Here is a 16,567-nt window from a genome sequence, read left to right as displayed (position 1 = left end):
CGTTCATATACAGGTTGATCGTCTCCGAAGACCTCATGCTGATCGCCATCGAAGCCTCCGTTCCGTCATTTAGTTCAAGGCTACGTAGATTTGCAGATTTGTAGATCGAAGGCCGCAGCATCATACTGCGGCCTAATCGTGCCTACTCTACAAAAATTGCATTCTTGTGCAACGCATACGTGCTTGGCTTCACGTTGGAATGATTGGGCACGACGAACTGATTCGTCGGCCTGCCTTCTAACCCGAGGATCAGCAGCCCCTTGCGAACCAGAGCACTCTTTACCGCCTTCTTGCCGTACTTCTCGTTGATCTTACGCAAGGCATCGGGGAGCAGCAGCACCAGATCGATGCCCTTTGCAGTATGCGTGAACCCGATCTGCGTGTCGCGATCGGCATCGCAAAACGCCGAGTACGGCGGCAAGCGATTCCGGTGTTTCAACACGAGGTCGCGTACCGCCTCTGCAATTTCGTCTTCCGGCGCGTGCGTGTCCGCGCGATATTGCCGCAACCAGTCGGCGAAACAGGAGCACATGGCGGAGGCGACGTCCCCCGTTGTAACGCCAACCACGCCCGCATCGATAGCAACGAAGCCCGCAACGGCTGCAAACGCGAAGTGCTCAAGCACGCGCTCCTGAACACCGTCTGCAGCATCGACGTTGCAGCCCTCGCTAATGGCCCCCTTCAGACCGGCATAGTAGTCTTCGCGCCTTTGACGAACCGCCGGAATGTTCGCAGCCACGTACTGGCCGAACGACCGCCATGCGACCCCATGTACTTCACGCAGTTTCGACCGAACCACTGCCGAGAACGCCGCGCCGTTCCTTTCACCGTGCAGGTTATCGAACGCACCGTGCTCGCTTCTGATCGGTAGCGTAATGAAGCGTGCGAATTGACCAGCCACAACTTGCTCGCCGCTACGACGAATACGCTCAGCCGGGCTTTCTTCGCCCGCCGAGATAATCACGGTTGACAACTGAGCCTGGTCCGCAAGACCGCCGTTCGTCTTCGCGCGCAGTCTGCCGCTTCCGTTCGTCAAACGATACATCGACTGCCCGAAAGACGCGATATCTGACTGGCCCAGTTCGTCAATGATGAGCGGCAAATCCTTGTGCTGCGCCGCGTACGCTTCCAAACCGTTCGCGGTCGCCTCCCAGTTAGCAAGGAACTCCGGAGAACCAGTCAGTGCTTGCACGAGGCGCAGGATTGTCGATTTTCCAGTGCTGGAGCTGCCGACCAGATTCACGCAAACGCCGCTCTGACCGAACAGCTTCAGGAGCGCCGACGCGAAGGCGAAGCAAAGTGCGACGATCATGAGTGCATTGCCTCTGCACAGGGCTGTCACAGCGTTCCAGTCCGCGAGCGTACCCGCCGATGGGCGCACGTTCGCCTGAACACGGACTACGCGCTCGACACGATCGGAAAAACGTTCGTTGCCGAAGACGTAGCTCAGCTCTTGGCCGTGGTCGATCCATCCGTCGCGCTCTACACGCAGAATCGTCGTGCCGCCGCGGCAGGTGCGCAGGAAATCCGCAACGTGCTTCGGCGCATCGTTCGAGTGCAGATCGACACCGTGTTCGATCAGGTGACGCGCAAGCTGCATCGGGCTCAGGATCAAGGTGACCGGAATCTCGACCTCCTTCCAGGCGTCACCCGTGCCCTTGATTTCCACCAGGTACGCGGGGTGGCCGCCGTCCGCATTGACTACTTTGGCGATGTACCTCATTTCCGAGCACGGCAACTTCCACACGTCAGGGGGCGCGTTGAGCGCCACACTTTCAACGTCAGTAAGGTTCATATTGTTTGGTGTTCCATTTGCCGCCCGCGCTGCCTCGTGATAGCGCGGGCCGCAGTTGAAAATTGCGTCATGCCTATTCGTACAGTTCTACGCGATGCTAGACACACGCCCCTTTACGGGAGACGGAAATGCGCTTGCTTCACAGGGCAGCGGTGCGAACCGTGCATCGATCAACCGCGTCGGTGTCGGTTTGATACGCGAAGCGGTCAGCACTTTCGCCAGCGGCACGACTTTGGCGCGCGCGGGGGACTTCAGGTCGATCTTCTGCTTGCGGAACGTCGTGCGATGCCGAGCCATAGTGCGCTCGGAATACACCAGTTGCATCGGCGCGTTCAGCTTGTGCAGCGCGACGACGGGTCGAAGGCGATCCGGCACGCCATCGAAGTCGGCACGGCTCATCCCCGACGACACAACATTGAGGACCGGCACGTTGCGGTAGTAGCGGTTGAAAATCTCCTTCGGTGCTTCGCCGCTCCAAGCCTTGACGCTCTGCAAACCCTTCTTCTTCAATTCCGAGCTCTTCAAGCGAACTTCGATGCGCAGCAGGCCATCACACTCGTTGCACAGGGTTTCGAAGAAATCCTGCTCATCGTTGCCCGCGCGCTTCACCTTCGAGAGACACTTACGGCGTACGGCTTCGCCCTTGTCGTAAAAGATGATGCTGTAGTAGCGGCCGTCCTGCGGCGTCCAGTAGACCGAGGTGAACGCCTTCCGCACCATGCAATCCTGTTCGATCAGTTGCCGGGCGATCTGACGCAAACACGTCTTCACGAAACGACCCGAGCCGAACTGCAGATTCACGGCCAGATCGACGCGGTGCAACGTCACATGCTCGTCGATCAGTTTCTGCATCGGCACGGCAAACGAGAAGCCCAACTTCTTTTTGAGGTGCGAGATTACCCAGATCAGTCCTTTCGCCAAGCGCTGCGACGTGAACACGTTCTGACCGAGGATGAACCCGAAGAGCGAGCCCTCCACGCGCAACGTCTTGGTGATCGGGTTGTATCGAACCTGCAAGTTATGCATGCCGTACTTGCCGATTACCGGCAAGCGATTCGTGCTGTTGAAAAGGACCTCGCCATCGGCGTTGCTAACCAAGCAGCGTGTCTGATTGGACACGTCCCACTCGATGCCGGTGACCGTGAACTCGACCGTATCGACGTTCACGCAGTCAACCGGGCGGAACGCCATGCCGATCTGCGCGAGCGTCTTGGTAGTCGCTTTCAGGGGCGGGCTGACAATTTGGCTCGGACGAATCTTCATCAGGCATGCTCAGTAGGTGAAACCAACAATTGGGGGATGAGAGCGTCCGCGCGGTATGCCAATTTGTCTTTCGACGGTTGTACATGAATCAAGGCATTTTCCATTAGTAGACCTACGTAACTAGGAGGGTGTCATATTGAGTATTAATAGTATGTAATTACACGACGGCGGGAAGACGAGAGTGGGAAAACCTCTCGCTCCTCCTTCTGCCAATTTGTCGACTACACGCGCTGGCTGATTTTCTCGAGCATCCATGCCGAGACTTCGGCTTCCACCCACGCGACCGACTTTGCACCGATCGGAACCGGCTTCGGGAACTCGTTCTTGGCGATAGCAGCATACAGCGACGAACGGGACAGACCCGTGCGCTTCTCGACTACCTTGCGGCGGAGGAATACGACTAGTGCACTCGCCTTGCCGTCCATCGGCAAGTTGTGGTTCTTTGCCGTCGACGGGTCGGCGCGGTGATTCTTTGCGTACATCCCAACTCTCCCATGTTTGTGCAGTGAAATCCTGCATGAACATAAGACCATAACGACGCAAATGCTGTAAGGAGCAATATTGGAAGATGACTCGTGCAACAGGGTTCACGAGTCGGGCGGGACTCGTGAACCCTCCCACGGCAGACAGGCCAACTTGGGAAAGGAAAAGACGTTGTGTCGGTTCGAGTGCAGAGAGCTACAGTTCGGCAGCTGCGCCAGCCCTGACATTGCGGCTGGCGTTCTCTTTCTGCCCGGCGAGTGCCATTTCAAGGTAGGTATGCTGAGCGTATTTTTCCGCCGTTCGGAGAGCGTTTTTGAACTTGGCCCGGAGTTCGTCACGTCCCAGTCGCTTCGCGACGGTCGGAAATAGATTTCGATAAATTTCCGGCTGCGACCATGCTTCGCCTTGAGATCGTGCCTCGGCAGACTGCGCGTGACGCTTGGCGTCCAGCATGCGAAGCCAGCGAATTCGCTCGCCTACCGTGCCGATCCTGGCTTTGTTTCTCGGTAGCCTAGTATTTTGCAGACGAGCAAGCATGCGTGCATGCTCTTTCAGAGTCTTCTCTGCCATCAGAAGCTGTGCCGCAAGGGCGTTACTGCTATGCAACGCAGCTTCGGGGTTGAAGCGGATGAGAACTTCCCCCTGTCGTATCGACACACCCTCACAATTAATTCCTCGCTGCCGTTCCGTGCAACGCCATATCCCTATGACATTGAACGACGGCTTCGCGCCGACCTGATAAGGTTCGTCGCAATGCTTGAACTTCTTCAGATGAAATTGACGCGCGATGCGCGTTCGCGCCGAAAGCTCTTCGCCCGGTGTCCTAGCAGGATTACGGCAAGCATTGGCAAATTCTTCGTTTCGGCACAAGAATTCCCAGGCCCAGCGGTGGAGGCTCCATTCGTCAAAGCCCTTGTAGTCAACTTCTTCGTGACCATTGGGAAGTCGCCGCTTTTTCGGTTGTTGAGTTGTTGCCATAGGATGTGTACCCCGTACGAAAGCGACATTCTCCGTTGTTATCAGACAGAAGATGTCGATGTGCCCCCACCGTCCCCGTCATGCTGATGGCGGCGCTTGCAGGAAATTGGCCCACGCCTGCATCATTGGACGACGCTGCTCTAGCAAGTCAGTGCGATGATAGGCGGCTTCGACCTGATTCGCGATCGTATGCGCCAGTGCCCGCTCCGCGAGATCACGCGCATACCCGTTTTCGCTGGCCCAGTCGCGAAAGCTTGATCGAAAGCCGTGCGCAGTTGCAATCCGTCCCGGAGTATCGCTAGGTGCTTTTGCTCGACGGAGCAAGGCAGTCAACGTCATGTCGCTGAGAATCTTGCCCCGCGGCGATGGGAACACGAGCGTTTCGTGGAGATTTTGCGATTGCAAGTCCCTGATGATTTCGACTGCGCGATCGGACAGAGGGATGCGATGAGGGTCTTTCGCCTTCATGCGTTCTGCGGGGATGCTCCAGATTTTTTCACGCAGATCGAGTTCGTCCCACGTTGCTCCACGAACCTCGCCGCTACGGACCGCTGTTAGGATGGCGATTTCGAGCGCGGCGCGCGTGCAATCGGCCGGAAGTCGTTCGATCAGATGCGCTTGCACAAACTTCGGGATATCGCGCCACGGCATTGCTGGCTGGTGCTCTTTCTTTGCGTTTTGCTTGGGAAGTAAGTGGTCGACAACGGCAACGGGGTTAGCGGTCACGTGACCGTGTGCCCACGCCCATTGCATGACGGCGTGCATGCGCTGCTTCGTCCGGCTGGCGGTTTCAGGTTTCTCGATCCAGATTGGCCGCAGCGCGTCCGCGCAATCTCTGGGGGTGATCGCATCGAGTTTCTTGTTTCCGATGCTGGGAAACACGTAGGTTTCGAGCGTGTTGATCCATTGGGCGGCATGTTTCGCATTCTTCCAGCCAGGCTTCAGTTCGTCGTGAACCTTGCGCGCGGCTTTCTCGAATGTCAGCGTGCCGATGCCTAGCGCCGCTGCTTCTCGTTCACTGTTCCGATGATCGATGGGATCGATCCCGCTTTCGATCAACTTTCGCATCGTCTGCGCTTTGTCGCGAGCCTCGGCGATCGTCGTCTGTGGGTAAGTGCCGAGTCCCGCGTCCCGGCGCTTGCCCGATACCGGGCTCGTGAAGCGGAGCGTCCACTTACATCCATTTCTGGTCGGGGTCAGCAACAACCCCGTAATCTTGCCGTCAAACACCGGTTTATCCCCCGGCTGCAACGCTCTAGCTTGTCTGTCGGTCAGCGCCATTTTCAGCCCATCATCCAGCCCATCAAAAATATCCGGCTTGACCCGGAACCAAGTGGACGATTATAGACCAAGATGACTTACAACCCATTGATTCAGTGCGTGATTTAAGAATCGCTCGGAACTGGCGAGGTGATTTCATGGCGGCCCCTCTCTCCGCCAGAATCAGTGCGAAAGCCCCGCAAGATCAATGATCTGCGGGGCTTTTTCTTTTTTGACCCATCATCCGGCCAAAACCCAGCCGGGTCACTGAACTTCGCTGCTTCTCATACCCACAGTAGTTGTCCGTTCCCACTACGTCACGCGCAATGAACCACGGCTCACCGTCAGGTTCGGTGCGCAGCGCAAACTCGATATAGACCTGCTGGCAGACACTGGAGGTGAGTATGAGTTCGCACCCAATGCAGAAATGGACGACATGCGCACTATTGTCCTGAAAGTCGGCAGTACCGGAGCGCTGACGGCCGACATGGAAGCCCATAACGGCACGCTCGACGAACACGGCAAGCCCGATACAGATTTCATAACGGCATCGACAGTTGTACACATCGGTCCATGAAACGCGGCGTTGTCGGGCCGCCGTCGTCTAGAAGCAGGAAAGAAAGCTGAAGCGTTCGAAATTCTGGCCAGTGGTCGCGCTGCTGTCGAGCACATCCTACTGATGCACGATCAGCGACTCGCGAGCACGACCGCCCACGTGGTAGCGTCGGCTCACGCGCGCCTAGCCCAATTCATCGCGACCGAAAAACTTTCTCCGATCTCCGACCCGCAAGCTTCGGTTGGTGGTACGCCGGACATCGGCCTTGACGGCCATGTGACATCAGACTGCTTGCGTCTGTCGGTGGACTGTCGGGTTCCTGTCGTGTTGCGTCGGCGTTTCGCTCCCCATACTTCGCTACATCAATCAACACGATGGAGCTACGAAATGAACGGTACCGGAAACTCTCAACAAAGCCGCATGCTCACCCCGGCCGAACTGGCCGTGTGCATCAAGTTGTTCCGGGAGACACGGCAATGGTCACAAGAACAACTGGCGGCGATTTCGGGACTGAGCGTGCGCACGGTCCAGCGTGTCGAGCAAGGCTTGTCCGCCAGCCTCGATACCCGGCGCGCGCTCGCCAGTGCATTCGAGTTCGAAGATATCGATGCGCTCAACAAGCCGTTCTCGATCCCATCCGAAGAAGAATTCAAGGCAGAGAAGGAAAAGTTTGACCGGGAGCATGTCACCTTGACGGCACTTCCCTTGACCACGGGCAAGCAATTGGCGAAGCTCGCGGAAACCTGCCACGCGGACTTATCTGAACCGGCTTTCGAGTTGACCCGCGAAGCAGATGAGACTTTTGCCATGCTTGTGGACTATTTACGAGATTTCCGGGATTGCGCCGATGCATTCAGCGAAACCCAAAAATTTGATGTGTACGACGAGTTGCAGTCTCACATCGACGCGCTCAAGACACTCGGTGTCTCGCTACGCTACGCAGAACGGAAGATGCAGGTGAAGTTCGGGGCAGACGAGAACAGCAAGCCGATGCCCATCAACGTGCTGTACGTAGTCGCCTTTCCGCTCGGCAAGGAGCCGGAGCAATTTGCGACCCCAAGGTCCGGGGGGCTTGGCTTGTAAGGAACGAAGTTTTCAATTCCGAAGGCCGGGCCACGTCGAGCGGTCGCAGCAGGGCCCCGCGCGCCGTAACACCTGACGCCGACTTCGCTTTAATTTCCGCGTTGCGCAGCCGTCAACATGCGTCGCTCGGCATATCCGGCCTGCAAGCATCTAACGGATCGGATAGAAACTCGTTGCGATAGCGCGGGCATCCGTCTCGACCATGACATCGTGGACAAATTTCCTCTTTGCAACGTACCGCATGCAGCGCAGCCCCGATTCATCGTACGTCATGAGTTGTGCAAGCCAGTCCTCGCCGAAGTCGATGTAGACCGGGCACGCTGCATCAAGCCACGTACTTCGCGGCCGGACCCAATCGTATTGGTGGTGCCCACTGTACGCGCGCGCTAGGTCCGCATCGATTTCGTCGATCCAGTGAATTCGATGCAAGCCGTCGCCCAAATCCGCCTTGGTCGCGTTCGGATTGTGTACGTGGCACTCTGTTAGCCTAAAAAACATCCCGCCCGCTGCACCGCGCAACTCTCGCCGAGCCTTCGCCCAAACCAGATCGCGAGCCAGCTCCGACGCCGGGTCGGGCAGCGCGTGGTAAATGTCAAAATTCTGCCGAAATCCGCGCCCGTCGATAACCCACACGAGGTTGCCGTAGAACGATTCGCGGGAAGTTCGCTCGGCGCCGGTCATGGCGGAATGTTGAACTTCGATAACAATGCCTGTCGGTGTCTTGATATCTGCCCGATGGATTTCACCGTCAGGTGCGACGTGTGAAATTTCTCGGCAGGCCGCTGGAAACAGGTTTTTCCACTCGCGATGCCACGGCGTTTCATTCTCCCACCACGGATCACAGTCGCGGCGGCTAGCGTGCGCCCAATGATGCATGACCCGCGGGCCGCATTTCGCAATGGTTGCTGCTCCGCATGTCGGACACACGCCGTGGCCGCCTGGAAACGCCTCTCGGCGCTGATTTTCAACGATCGCGAACTGCATCTGCTATCCCCATCGCATCTGATTCGTGAATCACGCCGCCGTCACACATCGACCGACATGACGTGCTGCGACGCGATGAGCAATGGCGGCACCGGACACTTGCAAACGCACAGATCGTCACTCCCCTATTGCGTTGCGGCCGCAGAATCGGTGTGGACGCCACAGTTCTTCGACGCACGCAGGTTGGAAAGAGCAGCACGACGATCGTTCGCGCTTTTGAGCGCCGCGTCCTTCTCCATCACATTGCCGATCCCAAAGTCGCCAAGAAACGACAAGATCGACCGACCGTCGAAACGACTTTCCTCGTCAACGTGCTGAACAAAGCCGTCGACCTTGGCGGTTTCAAGGTCAATTTCTCGGCAGGTCATGGTGGATTTCTCGAAGCCGGTCAATTGCCCCTCGCGGCCGTAGTTCTTCGTCGCGCAACCGGTCAGCAGAATTGCCGCCGCGAGCGTCACATAGATCCCCGTCTTATTCATGTCATGTTCCTTTTGATCAGCTTGCCCGCACCAACGCCATTGCAATGGAATCGGCAAGCTTCACAAGCTTAGGGTGTTAGCACGTTGCCGGCTATGCGTGCAACCTCTATCAGGCGATGGGACGCGATCCAGGCCCGTGCTCGCGTTCGGATAGGGCCCGGAGCTTCGTTGTTCTTGCCAACTACCTTGGACTGGTGGAGTCAGTTGACCGGCGTGCGTCCGCCGTTTGGTGCAGTTGTCGATACCATCATAAATCGAGCGATGTCGGGCATCAAAAATTAGAGTATCTTTAGGGGCGTAATTAATGATAGACGGCAGTTTTCAGACATTAATACCAGAAGGGTAGGCGCTTACGGATGCGTACAAGATGTTCCCGAGAGTAGAGTCCCTGCAAGGGTAAGGGCCATGGTTATCGCTCATTTGCAAGATAGGGCAAACGGCGACCCGTCCCTCGTGGGCAACAATCGGAGCTATGCAAATCCCTATGTCTTAGACGAGGCAACGGACGCAACAAGAGCATGGGTTGAGGATGTTGTTCGTCAAGCAAGCATCACTGGATACAGGTACGGAAAGGGACGCGCGATTCACGTGCATGGAACAATCCAAGGTCTAATTCCTTTTTGACCGGACCGTTTCACCATAGCACTGCCGGAATCAGAAAATCAGTAATTTTTAATAGAGCCATGAAAAAAATCATCCCACTCGTATTTTTTCTCTTACCCCTCACCGCTTTTGCCGATGCGTGCGCCAATAGCGGAAACGTATACGACGACTTGTCGTGCACCAATCAAACCCTGGATAATTCAAAAAAAAGAACTCAATACAATCTATCAAAAATTGTACTCTTCCACACAGTACAAAAACGAGTTTGAGCAATCTCAGAGGGCTTGGCTCAATTACCGGGACAAGCAGTGTAACGGATATATCGCAGCCGAGGCATCGCAATCCCAAGGTGCCGGCCCCGGTCTAATTACGAAAGATTGTCTAGCCACGATAACCAAACAACGAGTCGATTATTTGAAAACACTTCTCGTGAAATAGTGGGCTGATATGATGAATTCAATTCGCGTAGGAGATGGCACCGACCACGGAGGCAAAGTCGACACTGGTTTTACGACGATGCGATTCGACGGCCGGTATGTCGCCCGCAACGGCGGCCCCTCTTTCCGCCAGAATTCAAATGCCCGCGCAAGCGGGCATTTTCGTTTGTGGCCCGCCACCCCGCCCCTCCCAAACCGCCCCCGGTTGGCCGTCCCAAGCGACTCCCCTCACGGATGCCGAATATAATCCACCAACGCCCTTGTATATTCATCCGGCTCCCGATCGACCAGACTGACCACGATCGCCACCACAAACCCCGCCGGCACCCCGAACACACCTGAACTGATCGGCTCGATCCCGAACCACGTCCGCCCCGCAAATCCCGTCAACTGCGTGAAATACGGATACGTCGACACGATGTAGTACACGCACACCGCAAGCCCCGTCACCATCCCGGCGATCGCGCCGCGCGTCGTCGTCCGTTTCCAGAACACCCCCAGCACGAGCACCGGAAAGAAACTGGACGCCGCGAGCGAAAACGCAGCACCGACGAGAAACAGAATCTTCCCCGTATTGAGCGACGCGACATACGACGCGAACAGCGCGACGCCGAGCAGCAGCACCTTCGACACGGTCACGCGCCGCTGGCTCGATGCATCGGGCGCGACCATGCAGTAATAGACGTCGTGCGACAACGCATTCGCGATCGTCAGCAGCAATCCGTCCGCGGTCGACAGCGCCGCGGCCAGCGCACCGGCCGCGATCAACCCCGACACGACATACGGCAGCCCCGCGATCTCCGGCGCGGCCAGCACGACCATGTCCGGCTGCATCTGGATTTCCGACCAGTGGACGATGCCGTCGCGAATCACCTCGACGACGCTAATCAGATCCGGTTCGAAGTGATGCCACTGCGTGACCCACGCGGGCAGTTCGGCGATCGGCCGCCCCACGAGGCTGGTGAGAATCTCGTACTTGATCATCACCGCGAGCACCGGCACGCTCAGGTAGAACAACGCAATGAAGAACAGCGTCCAGCCGACCGAGCGCCGCGCGGACGCCACCGACGTCGTCGTGTTGTAGCGCGTGAGGATGTGCGGCAGGCTCGCGGTGCCGAGCGACAGGCACAGCAGCAGCGCCAGGAAATTCCGCTCGCGCGGCTTGCGCTCGTCATCGCTCGCGGCAGGAAACGGCTCGTGCATCGGTACGGGCGGCTCGGCGCGTGCCAGCAGGTCGTCGCGCGCCTGCGTCCAGATCACGCGCGCGCCCGTCGGGTCGCGCGGGAAGTCGGCCAGCTCGCGCTCGCGCTGGTTGATCTCGCGCAGCGGCCCGTTGTGGCGCCGCAGGTCCGCAAGCTGGTCGACGAGTTGCCGGCGTGCGTCCGCATACGATCCGGGCAAGCGATCGAGCTGCGCCTGGACGAGCGCGGCCTGCCGCCGATACGCATCGCGCACCTGCTGCTCCTCGGCCGCGTCGCGCACCTGCGCCTCGCGCGCCGCCACGCGCTCCATCAGCTTGCCGTAATTGAACTGCGGCACCGGCCCGAGCCCGTTCTTCATCGCGATCAGCGACACGGGGATCAGGATCGCGCTGATCAGGATGATGTACTGCGCGACCTGCGTCCACGTGACCGCGCGCATGCCGCCGAGAAACGAGCACACGAGAATGCCCGCGAGCCCGCAGAAGATGCCGATCGCGAAGTCGACGCCGATGAAGCGCGTCGCGATCAGCCCGATCCCCTGGATCTGCGCGACCAGATAAACGAACGAGCACAGGATCGCCGCACCGGCCGCCAGCGCGCGCACGGCCGTACTCGAAAAGCGCGTGCCGAGAAAATCGGGAATCGTGTAGCGCGCGAGCTTGCGCACGTACGGCGCGAGCAGGAACGCGACGAGGCAGAACCCGCCCGTCCACCCCATCACGTAGGCGAGCGCATCGTAGCCGGTTGCGTAAAGCGAGCCGGCGAGACCGATGAACGACGCCGCCGACAGCCAGTCGGCCGCGGTCGCCATCCCGTTGAACGCGGACGGCACGCGCCGCCCGGCCACGTAGTATTCGACGAGATCGGACGTGCGCGACAGCAGCCCGATCACCGCATACACGGCGATCGGCACGAACAGGAATACATAGCCGATCCAGACGCCGGAGCCGGCCGCGCGCTCGATGCGCCACAGCAGCAGCACGAAGCCCAGAAAGCCGAGCGTGTAGAGCGCGTACGCGCGAATCAGTCGATGCGTCAGCATGGCTCAGCGGGCATGGTTCGGATTGCCCGCGTGCGCGGCATGCTCGTCGTACGCACGCCGCAGCGCGCGGTCCGCGCGCTGCATCAGGCCGATATAGACGACGATCAACACGAGATACACAAGAATCGCGCCCTGCGCGCCGACATAGAACGGCAGGCTGAAACCGGCGAAGCGGATGCCCGCGAGCGCGGGCGCGAAGAACGGCACGACGAACGACACCGAGAAACCGATCGCCATCAGCACCAGGATCAGCGCGACGTTGAAGCGCCAATAGCGGGCATGAGCGCGCGCGAGCGGCTCGGGAACGGGCGGCGGCGCGGCACGCGCCGGACGGGACGGAACGGTCATGCCGTTATTTAGCAAAAAGCCCCTGCGCGGACAATCGGGACTGCCGCGCGGGGGCTCGTGCGCACGATGTGCGCAACGGGTTCGATCAGCGCACTTCGGCGAGCTGATCGAGGATCGCCGGGTTCTCGAGCGTGGACGTGTCCTGCGTGATCGCCTCGCCCTTCGCGAGCGAGCGCAGCAGGCGCCGCATGATCTTGCCCGAGCGCGTCTTCGGCAGGTTGTCGCCGAAGCGGATGTCCTTCGGCTTCGCGATCGGCCCGATCTGCTTGCCGACCCAGTCGCGCAAAGTCTTCGCGAGCGCCGCCGCTTCCTCGCCTTCCGGACGCGAACGCTTCAGCACCACGAACGCGACCACCGCCTCGCCCGTCGTGTCGTCCGGACGGCCGACCACCGCCGCTTCCGCCACCAGCTCATGCGAGACCAGCGCCGACTCGATCTCCATCGTGCCGAGCCGGTGGCCTGACACGTTCAGCACGTCGTCGATGCGGCCCATGATCGTGAAGTAGCCGGTGTCCTTGTCGCGCACCGTGCCGTCGCCGGCGAGATACAACCGGCCGCCGAGTTCCTCCGGGTAATAGCTCTTCTTGAACCGCTCCGGATCGCCCCAGATCGTGCGGATCATTGCCGGCCACGGCCGCTTGACGACCAGGATCCCGCCTTGCCCGTTCGGCACGTCCTGGCCGGTCTCGTCGACCACCGCGGCCATGATGCCCGGCAGCGGCAGCGTGCACGAACCCGGCACCGTCGGCGTCGCGCCCGGCAGCGGCGTGATCATGTGGCCGCCGGTTTCGGTCTGCCACCACGTGTCGACGATCGGGCAGCGCTCCTGGCCCACGTGCTTGTGGTACCACATCCACGCTTCCGGATTGATCGGCTCGCCGACGGTGCCGATGATGCGCAGGCTCGACAGGTCGTAGCTCTTCGGGTGGACCTTGTCGTCGGCTTCGGCGGCCTTGATCAGCGAGCGGATCGCGGTCGGCGCGGTGTAGAACACGCTGACCTTGTGATCGCCGATCATCTTCCAGAAGCGGCCGGCGTCCGGATAGGTCGGCACGCCCTCGAACACGACCTGCGTGCCGCCGCACGCGAGCGGGCCGTACGTGATGTACGTGTGGCCCGTGACCCAGCCGATGTCGGCCGTGCACCAGAAGACGTCGGTGGGCTTCCAGTCGAAGGTCCACTTCATCGTCTGCGCGGCCCACAGCAGGTAGCCGCCCGTGCTGTGCTGCACGCCTTTCGGCTTGCCGGTCGAGCCGGACGTATACAGGATGAACAACGGATGCTCGGCGCCGACCCATTCCGGCGCGCACGTGTCGGACTCGGCGTCCGCGAGTTCGTGCATCCACAGGTCGCGCCCGGCGTGCCAGTCGACCTTGCCGCCGGTGCGGCGATAGACGATCACGCTCTTCACCGCCTCGCAGCCGCCCATCGCGATCGCCTCGTCGGCGATGCTCTTGAGCGGCAGCGTCTTGCCGCCGCGCGCCTGCTCGTCGGCGGTGACGAGCGCGACCGCGCCGACGTCGACGAGCCGCTCGTTCAGCGATTTCGCGGAGAAGCCGCCGAACACGACCGAGTGCGTCGCGCCGATGCGCGCGCAGGCCTGCATCGCGACGATGCCTTCGATCGACATCGGCATGTAGATGACGACGCGGTCTCCCTTCGCGATCCCGCGTTTCTTCAGCGCATTCGCGAAGCGCGACACGCGTGCGAGGAGATCGGCGTAGGTGACGCGCGTGACGGTGCCGTCGTCGGCCTCGAAGATCACCGCGACGCGCTCGCCGTTGCCGGCTTCGACGTGACGGTCGAGGCAGTTGTACGACGCGTTGAGTTCGCCGTCGTCGAACCATTTGTAGAACGGCGCGTCGCTCTCGTCGAGCACCTTCGTGAATGGCTTGTGCCACGAAAGGCCTTCGCGGGCGAGACGCGCCCAGAAGCCTTCGTAATCGCGCTCGGCTTCGGCAGCCAGCGCCTGATAGGCCGGCATGCCGGAAATGGTTGCCGCCTTCGCAAGCGCCTCGGGCGGCGCAAACTGACGGGTTTCGTGAAGAACCGATTCAATCGCAGACATCGACTACCCCTTGGTGAACATGAATCCTCTGCATGGCGGCGCGATCGTGCGCACCGCGTCTTGGCCGGCGCACGCGTGCGCCGCTGTCTCCCACCACCTGCGCGCGCCTCGAAGGCCCGCACGATGCTGCGCCGCACCACGTCACGCGACGGTGAGCGTACGGCCCGGCGATTTCCACGATAAGCGCTCGAACTTACCCATCACTTACGCGGCCTCGCCGTTTCGCACGCCGCCGCGCCACGGTCGGCGCTTGGCCGTCGGCTTTACGCTGTTACAACTGCGACCCTACAATCGTAACTGAACTCGCCCCCCGGACTCCAGCTTGAATCGCTACGCCCTCTTCCTCATTCTGTCGATGCTGTTCGTCGGCAGCAACGTCGGTATCGGTAAATCCATCGTCGTCTTCGTCCCGGTCGCCATCCTCGCCACGCTGCGCTTCGTGATCGCGATCGCCGTCCTGTGGCCGCTGTTCAGCCCGGTGAAGATGCGCGCGGTCCGGCGCGCGGAATGGCTGAACCTGTTCCTGCAGGCGTTCTTCGGCACCTTCATGTTCACGTTGCTGATGCTCAACGGCGTGCAGCGCACGAGCGCGGTCGCGGCCGGCGTGATCACCAGCACGATCCCCGCCATCGTCGCGCTGTTCGCGTGGCTGATCCTGCGTGAAAAACCGAACGGCCGTGCGCTCGTGTCGATCGCACTCGCGATCGCCGGCGTCGTGACGATCAATCTCGCGAACGGCGGCGCGTCCGCGCATGACGCCGGCGCCGCCTCGTCAGGCTCGCTGACCGGCAACCTGCTGATCCTCGGCGCCGTCTGCTGCGAATCGATCTACGTGATCCTGTCGCGCCGGCTCACGCAGACGCTCGCGCCGATCGACATCTGCGCGTACACGCACCTGTTCGGCCTGTTCCTGATGCTGCCGCTCGGCGCGTCGGCGTTGTGGCAGTTCGATTACGCGAGCGTGCCGGCCGGTACGTGGGCGCTCGTCGTCTGGTACGGGCTGTCGGCCAGCATCTTCTCGTTCTGGCTATGGATGAAGGGCATCCGGCACGTGCCGGGCAGCCTCGCCGGCGTGTTCAGCGCGGTGCTGCCGGTCGCGGCCGCCGCATACGGCATCGCGTTCCTCGGCGAACGCCCGACGCTCGCCCACGGCGTCGCGCTCGCGTGCGTCGTCACCGGCATCGTGCTCGCGAGCCTGCGCGTCAAACGCGCGCCGGCCGCGGCTTCCTGATCCGTCCCCTGCTCTCCCGGCGCGTCGCTGCAGTCGCGCCGGCCGACGCGTTACAATAGCGCGCCTTTTCAAGATTACCCCCGATACCTGCGCACAGCGCCCCCGTACCTCCATCATGTCTGCCTCGCATTCGCCCGGCCACACCCGTCGCTCGCTACGCCCCCTTCCCGCGCTGATCTTCATGAGCCGCTGGCTCCAGGTTCCGCTTTATCTGGGCCTGATCGTCGCGCAGGCCGTCTATGTATTCCTGTTCCTGAAAGAAGTCTGGCATCTGCTGTCGCACGCGACCAGCCTCGACGAGATCAGCGTGATGCTCGCGGTGCTGGGCCTGATCGACGTCGTGATGATCTCGAACCTGCTGATCATGGTGATCGTCGGCGGCTACGAAACGTTCGTGTCGCGCCTCGGCATCGAGGGCCATCCGGACGAGCCCGAGTGGCTCGACCACGTGAACGCGGGCGTGCTGAAGGTCAAGCTGTCGATGGCGCTGATCAGCATTTCGTCGATCCACCTGCTGAAGACCTTCATCAACCCGGACCAGCACACGACGCACGCGATCATGTGGCAGGTGATCATCCACGTGTCGTTCCTCGTATCGGCGCTCGTGATGGCGTGGGTCGACCGCCTGACGACCCATACGCACCCGGCCCATTTCCACGAGACGCACGCGCCGGCAGCGAACGAGTCCCGCAAGCCGGCCGAAGCAGCCGTCAACGCATAAACGCATTCCCCACTGTCCCCACAGAGTCTCAGCC

At 60.5% G+C, this 16,567-nt stretch carries 15 protein-coding genes and 1 pseudogene; 5 read left to right on the top strand and 11 right to left on the bottom strand.

The window, feature by feature from the left end:
* Positions 1–142: 142 nt before the first annotated feature.
* The 6 genes from ABIC50_RS27420 to ABIC50_RS27395 form a co-directional block, all read right to left on the bottom strand.
* Positions 143–1,795, bottom strand: a complete 1,653-nt coding sequence (locus ABIC50_RS27420) for a DUF927 domain-containing protein (protein ID WP_212105146.1) — start codon at positions 1,793–1,795, stop codon at positions 143–145.
* Between the two features lie 87 nt (positions 1,796–1,882).
* Complete coding sequence (locus ABIC50_RS27415) at positions 1,883–3,058, bottom strand: phage/plasmid replication domain-containing protein (protein ID WP_212105149.1); 1,176 nt, start codon at positions 3,056–3,058, stop codon at positions 1,883–1,885.
* A gap of 221 nt (positions 3,059–3,279) precedes the next feature.
* Entirely contained in the window at positions 3,280–3,540 is a 261-nt protein-coding gene (locus tag ABIC50_RS27410) for a helix-turn-helix transcriptional regulator (protein ID WP_212105152.1), read from the bottom strand.
* A 196-nt stretch (positions 3,541–3,736) separates the two neighbouring features.
* On the bottom strand, positions 3,737–4,519 hold the full coding sequence (locus ABIC50_RS27405; RefSeq protein WP_212105155.1) for a hypothetical protein: 783 nt from the start codon (positions 4,517–4,519) through the stop codon (positions 3,737–3,739).
* A gap of 78 nt (positions 4,520–4,597) precedes the next feature.
* Positions 4,598–5,800 carry a tyrosine-type recombinase/integrase gene (locus tag ABIC50_RS27400; protein ID WP_212105158.1) on the bottom strand — a complete coding sequence of 401 codons (1,203 nt, stop codon included), beginning with the start codon at positions 5,798–5,800 and terminating at the stop codon, positions 4,598–4,600.
* Between the two features lie 184 nt (positions 5,801–5,984).
* A complete protein-coding gene (locus tag ABIC50_RS27395; protein WP_354168063.1) occupies positions 5,985–6,299 on the bottom strand; it encodes a hypothetical protein in 315 nt (104 codons plus the stop codon).
* A 66-nt stretch (positions 6,300–6,365) separates the two neighbouring features.
* On the opposite strand from ABIC50_RS27395, the gene ABIC50_RS27390 reads away from it, so the two are divergent.
* Positions 6,366–7,418 carry a helix-turn-helix domain-containing protein gene (locus ABIC50_RS27390; protein ID WP_435521207.1) on the top strand — a complete coding sequence of 351 codons (1,053 nt, stop codon included), beginning with the start codon at positions 6,366–6,368 and terminating at the stop codon, positions 7,416–7,418.
* 150 nt (positions 7,419–7,568) lie between these two features.
* On the opposite strand, the gene ABIC50_RS27385 is transcribed toward ABIC50_RS27390, so the two are convergent.
* On the bottom strand, positions 7,569–8,402 hold the full coding sequence (locus ABIC50_RS27385) for a competence protein CoiA (protein ID WP_175734825.1): 834 nt from the start codon (positions 8,400–8,402) through the stop codon (positions 7,569–7,571).
* Between the two features lie 125 nt (positions 8,403–8,527).
* Positions 8,528–8,881: a hypothetical protein gene (locus ABIC50_RS27380; protein ID WP_012364277.1), complete on the bottom strand. Its 354-nt coding sequence runs from the start codon at positions 8,879–8,881 to the stop codon at positions 8,528–8,530.
* A 738-nt stretch (positions 8,882–9,619) separates the two neighbouring features.
* Between ABIC50_RS27380 and ABIC50_RS27375 the strand changes: the two genes are divergently transcribed.
* Both ABIC50_RS27375 and ABIC50_RS27370 read left to right on the top strand, forming a co-directional pair.
* Positions 9,620–9,922, top strand: coding sequence for a lysozyme inhibitor LprI family protein (locus ABIC50_RS27375; protein WP_354168062.1), 303 nt, complete (start codon positions 9,620–9,622; stop codon positions 9,920–9,922).
* A gap of 9 nt (positions 9,923–9,931) precedes the next feature.
* Positions 9,932–10,036, top strand: a pseudogene (locus ABIC50_RS27370) (PAAR domain-containing protein); the annotation flags it as partial.
* Between the two features lie 113 nt (positions 10,037–10,149).
* On the opposite strand, the gene ABIC50_RS27365 reads toward ABIC50_RS27370, so the two are convergent.
* The 3 genes from ABIC50_RS27365 to acs all read right to left on the bottom strand — a co-directional run bounded on the left by ABIC50_RS27365 (position 10,150) and on the right by acs (position 14,581).
* Positions 10,150–12,165, bottom strand: a complete 2,016-nt coding sequence (locus ABIC50_RS27365; protein ID WP_175696824.1) for a sodium:solute symporter family protein — start codon at positions 12,163–12,165, stop codon at positions 10,150–10,152.
* Positions 12,166–12,168: 3 nt separating this feature from the next.
* Positions 12,169–12,513 carry a DUF4212 domain-containing protein gene (locus ABIC50_RS27360; protein ID WP_212087305.1) on the bottom strand — a complete coding sequence of 115 codons (345 nt, stop codon included), beginning with the start codon at positions 12,511–12,513 and terminating at the stop codon, positions 12,169–12,171.
* An 85-nt stretch (positions 12,514–12,598) separates the two neighbouring features.
* Positions 12,599–14,581: an acetate--CoA ligase gene (gene acs, locus ABIC50_RS27355; RefSeq protein ID WP_354168060.1), complete on the bottom strand. Its 1,983-nt coding sequence runs from the start codon at positions 14,579–14,581 to the stop codon at positions 12,599–12,601.
* Between the two features lie 322 nt (positions 14,582–14,903).
* On the opposite strand from acs, the gene ABIC50_RS27350 reads away from it, so the two are divergent.
* Both ABIC50_RS27350 and ABIC50_RS27345 read left to right on the top strand, forming a co-directional pair.
* Entirely contained in the window at positions 14,904–15,812 is a 909-nt protein-coding gene (locus ABIC50_RS27350) for a DMT family transporter (protein ID WP_175662636.1), read from the top strand.
* Between the two features lie 115 nt (positions 15,813–15,927).
* The gene (locus ABIC50_RS27345; RefSeq protein WP_011657441.1) at positions 15,928–16,533 is read left to right on the top strand and encodes a TIGR00645 family protein; all 606 of its coding nucleotides are present in this window, start codon (positions 15,928–15,930) and stop codon (positions 16,531–16,533) included.
* The last annotated feature ends 34 nt before the right edge of the window (positions 16,534–16,567 follow it).

The sequence above is a fragment of the Burkholderia sp. 567 genome, from assembly GCF_040545115.1.
GTDB classification, from domain to species: Bacteria; Pseudomonadota; Gammaproteobacteria; order Burkholderiales; family Burkholderiaceae; genus Burkholderia; species Burkholderia ambifaria.
This window is presented reverse-complemented; position numbering and strand designations above follow the sequence as displayed.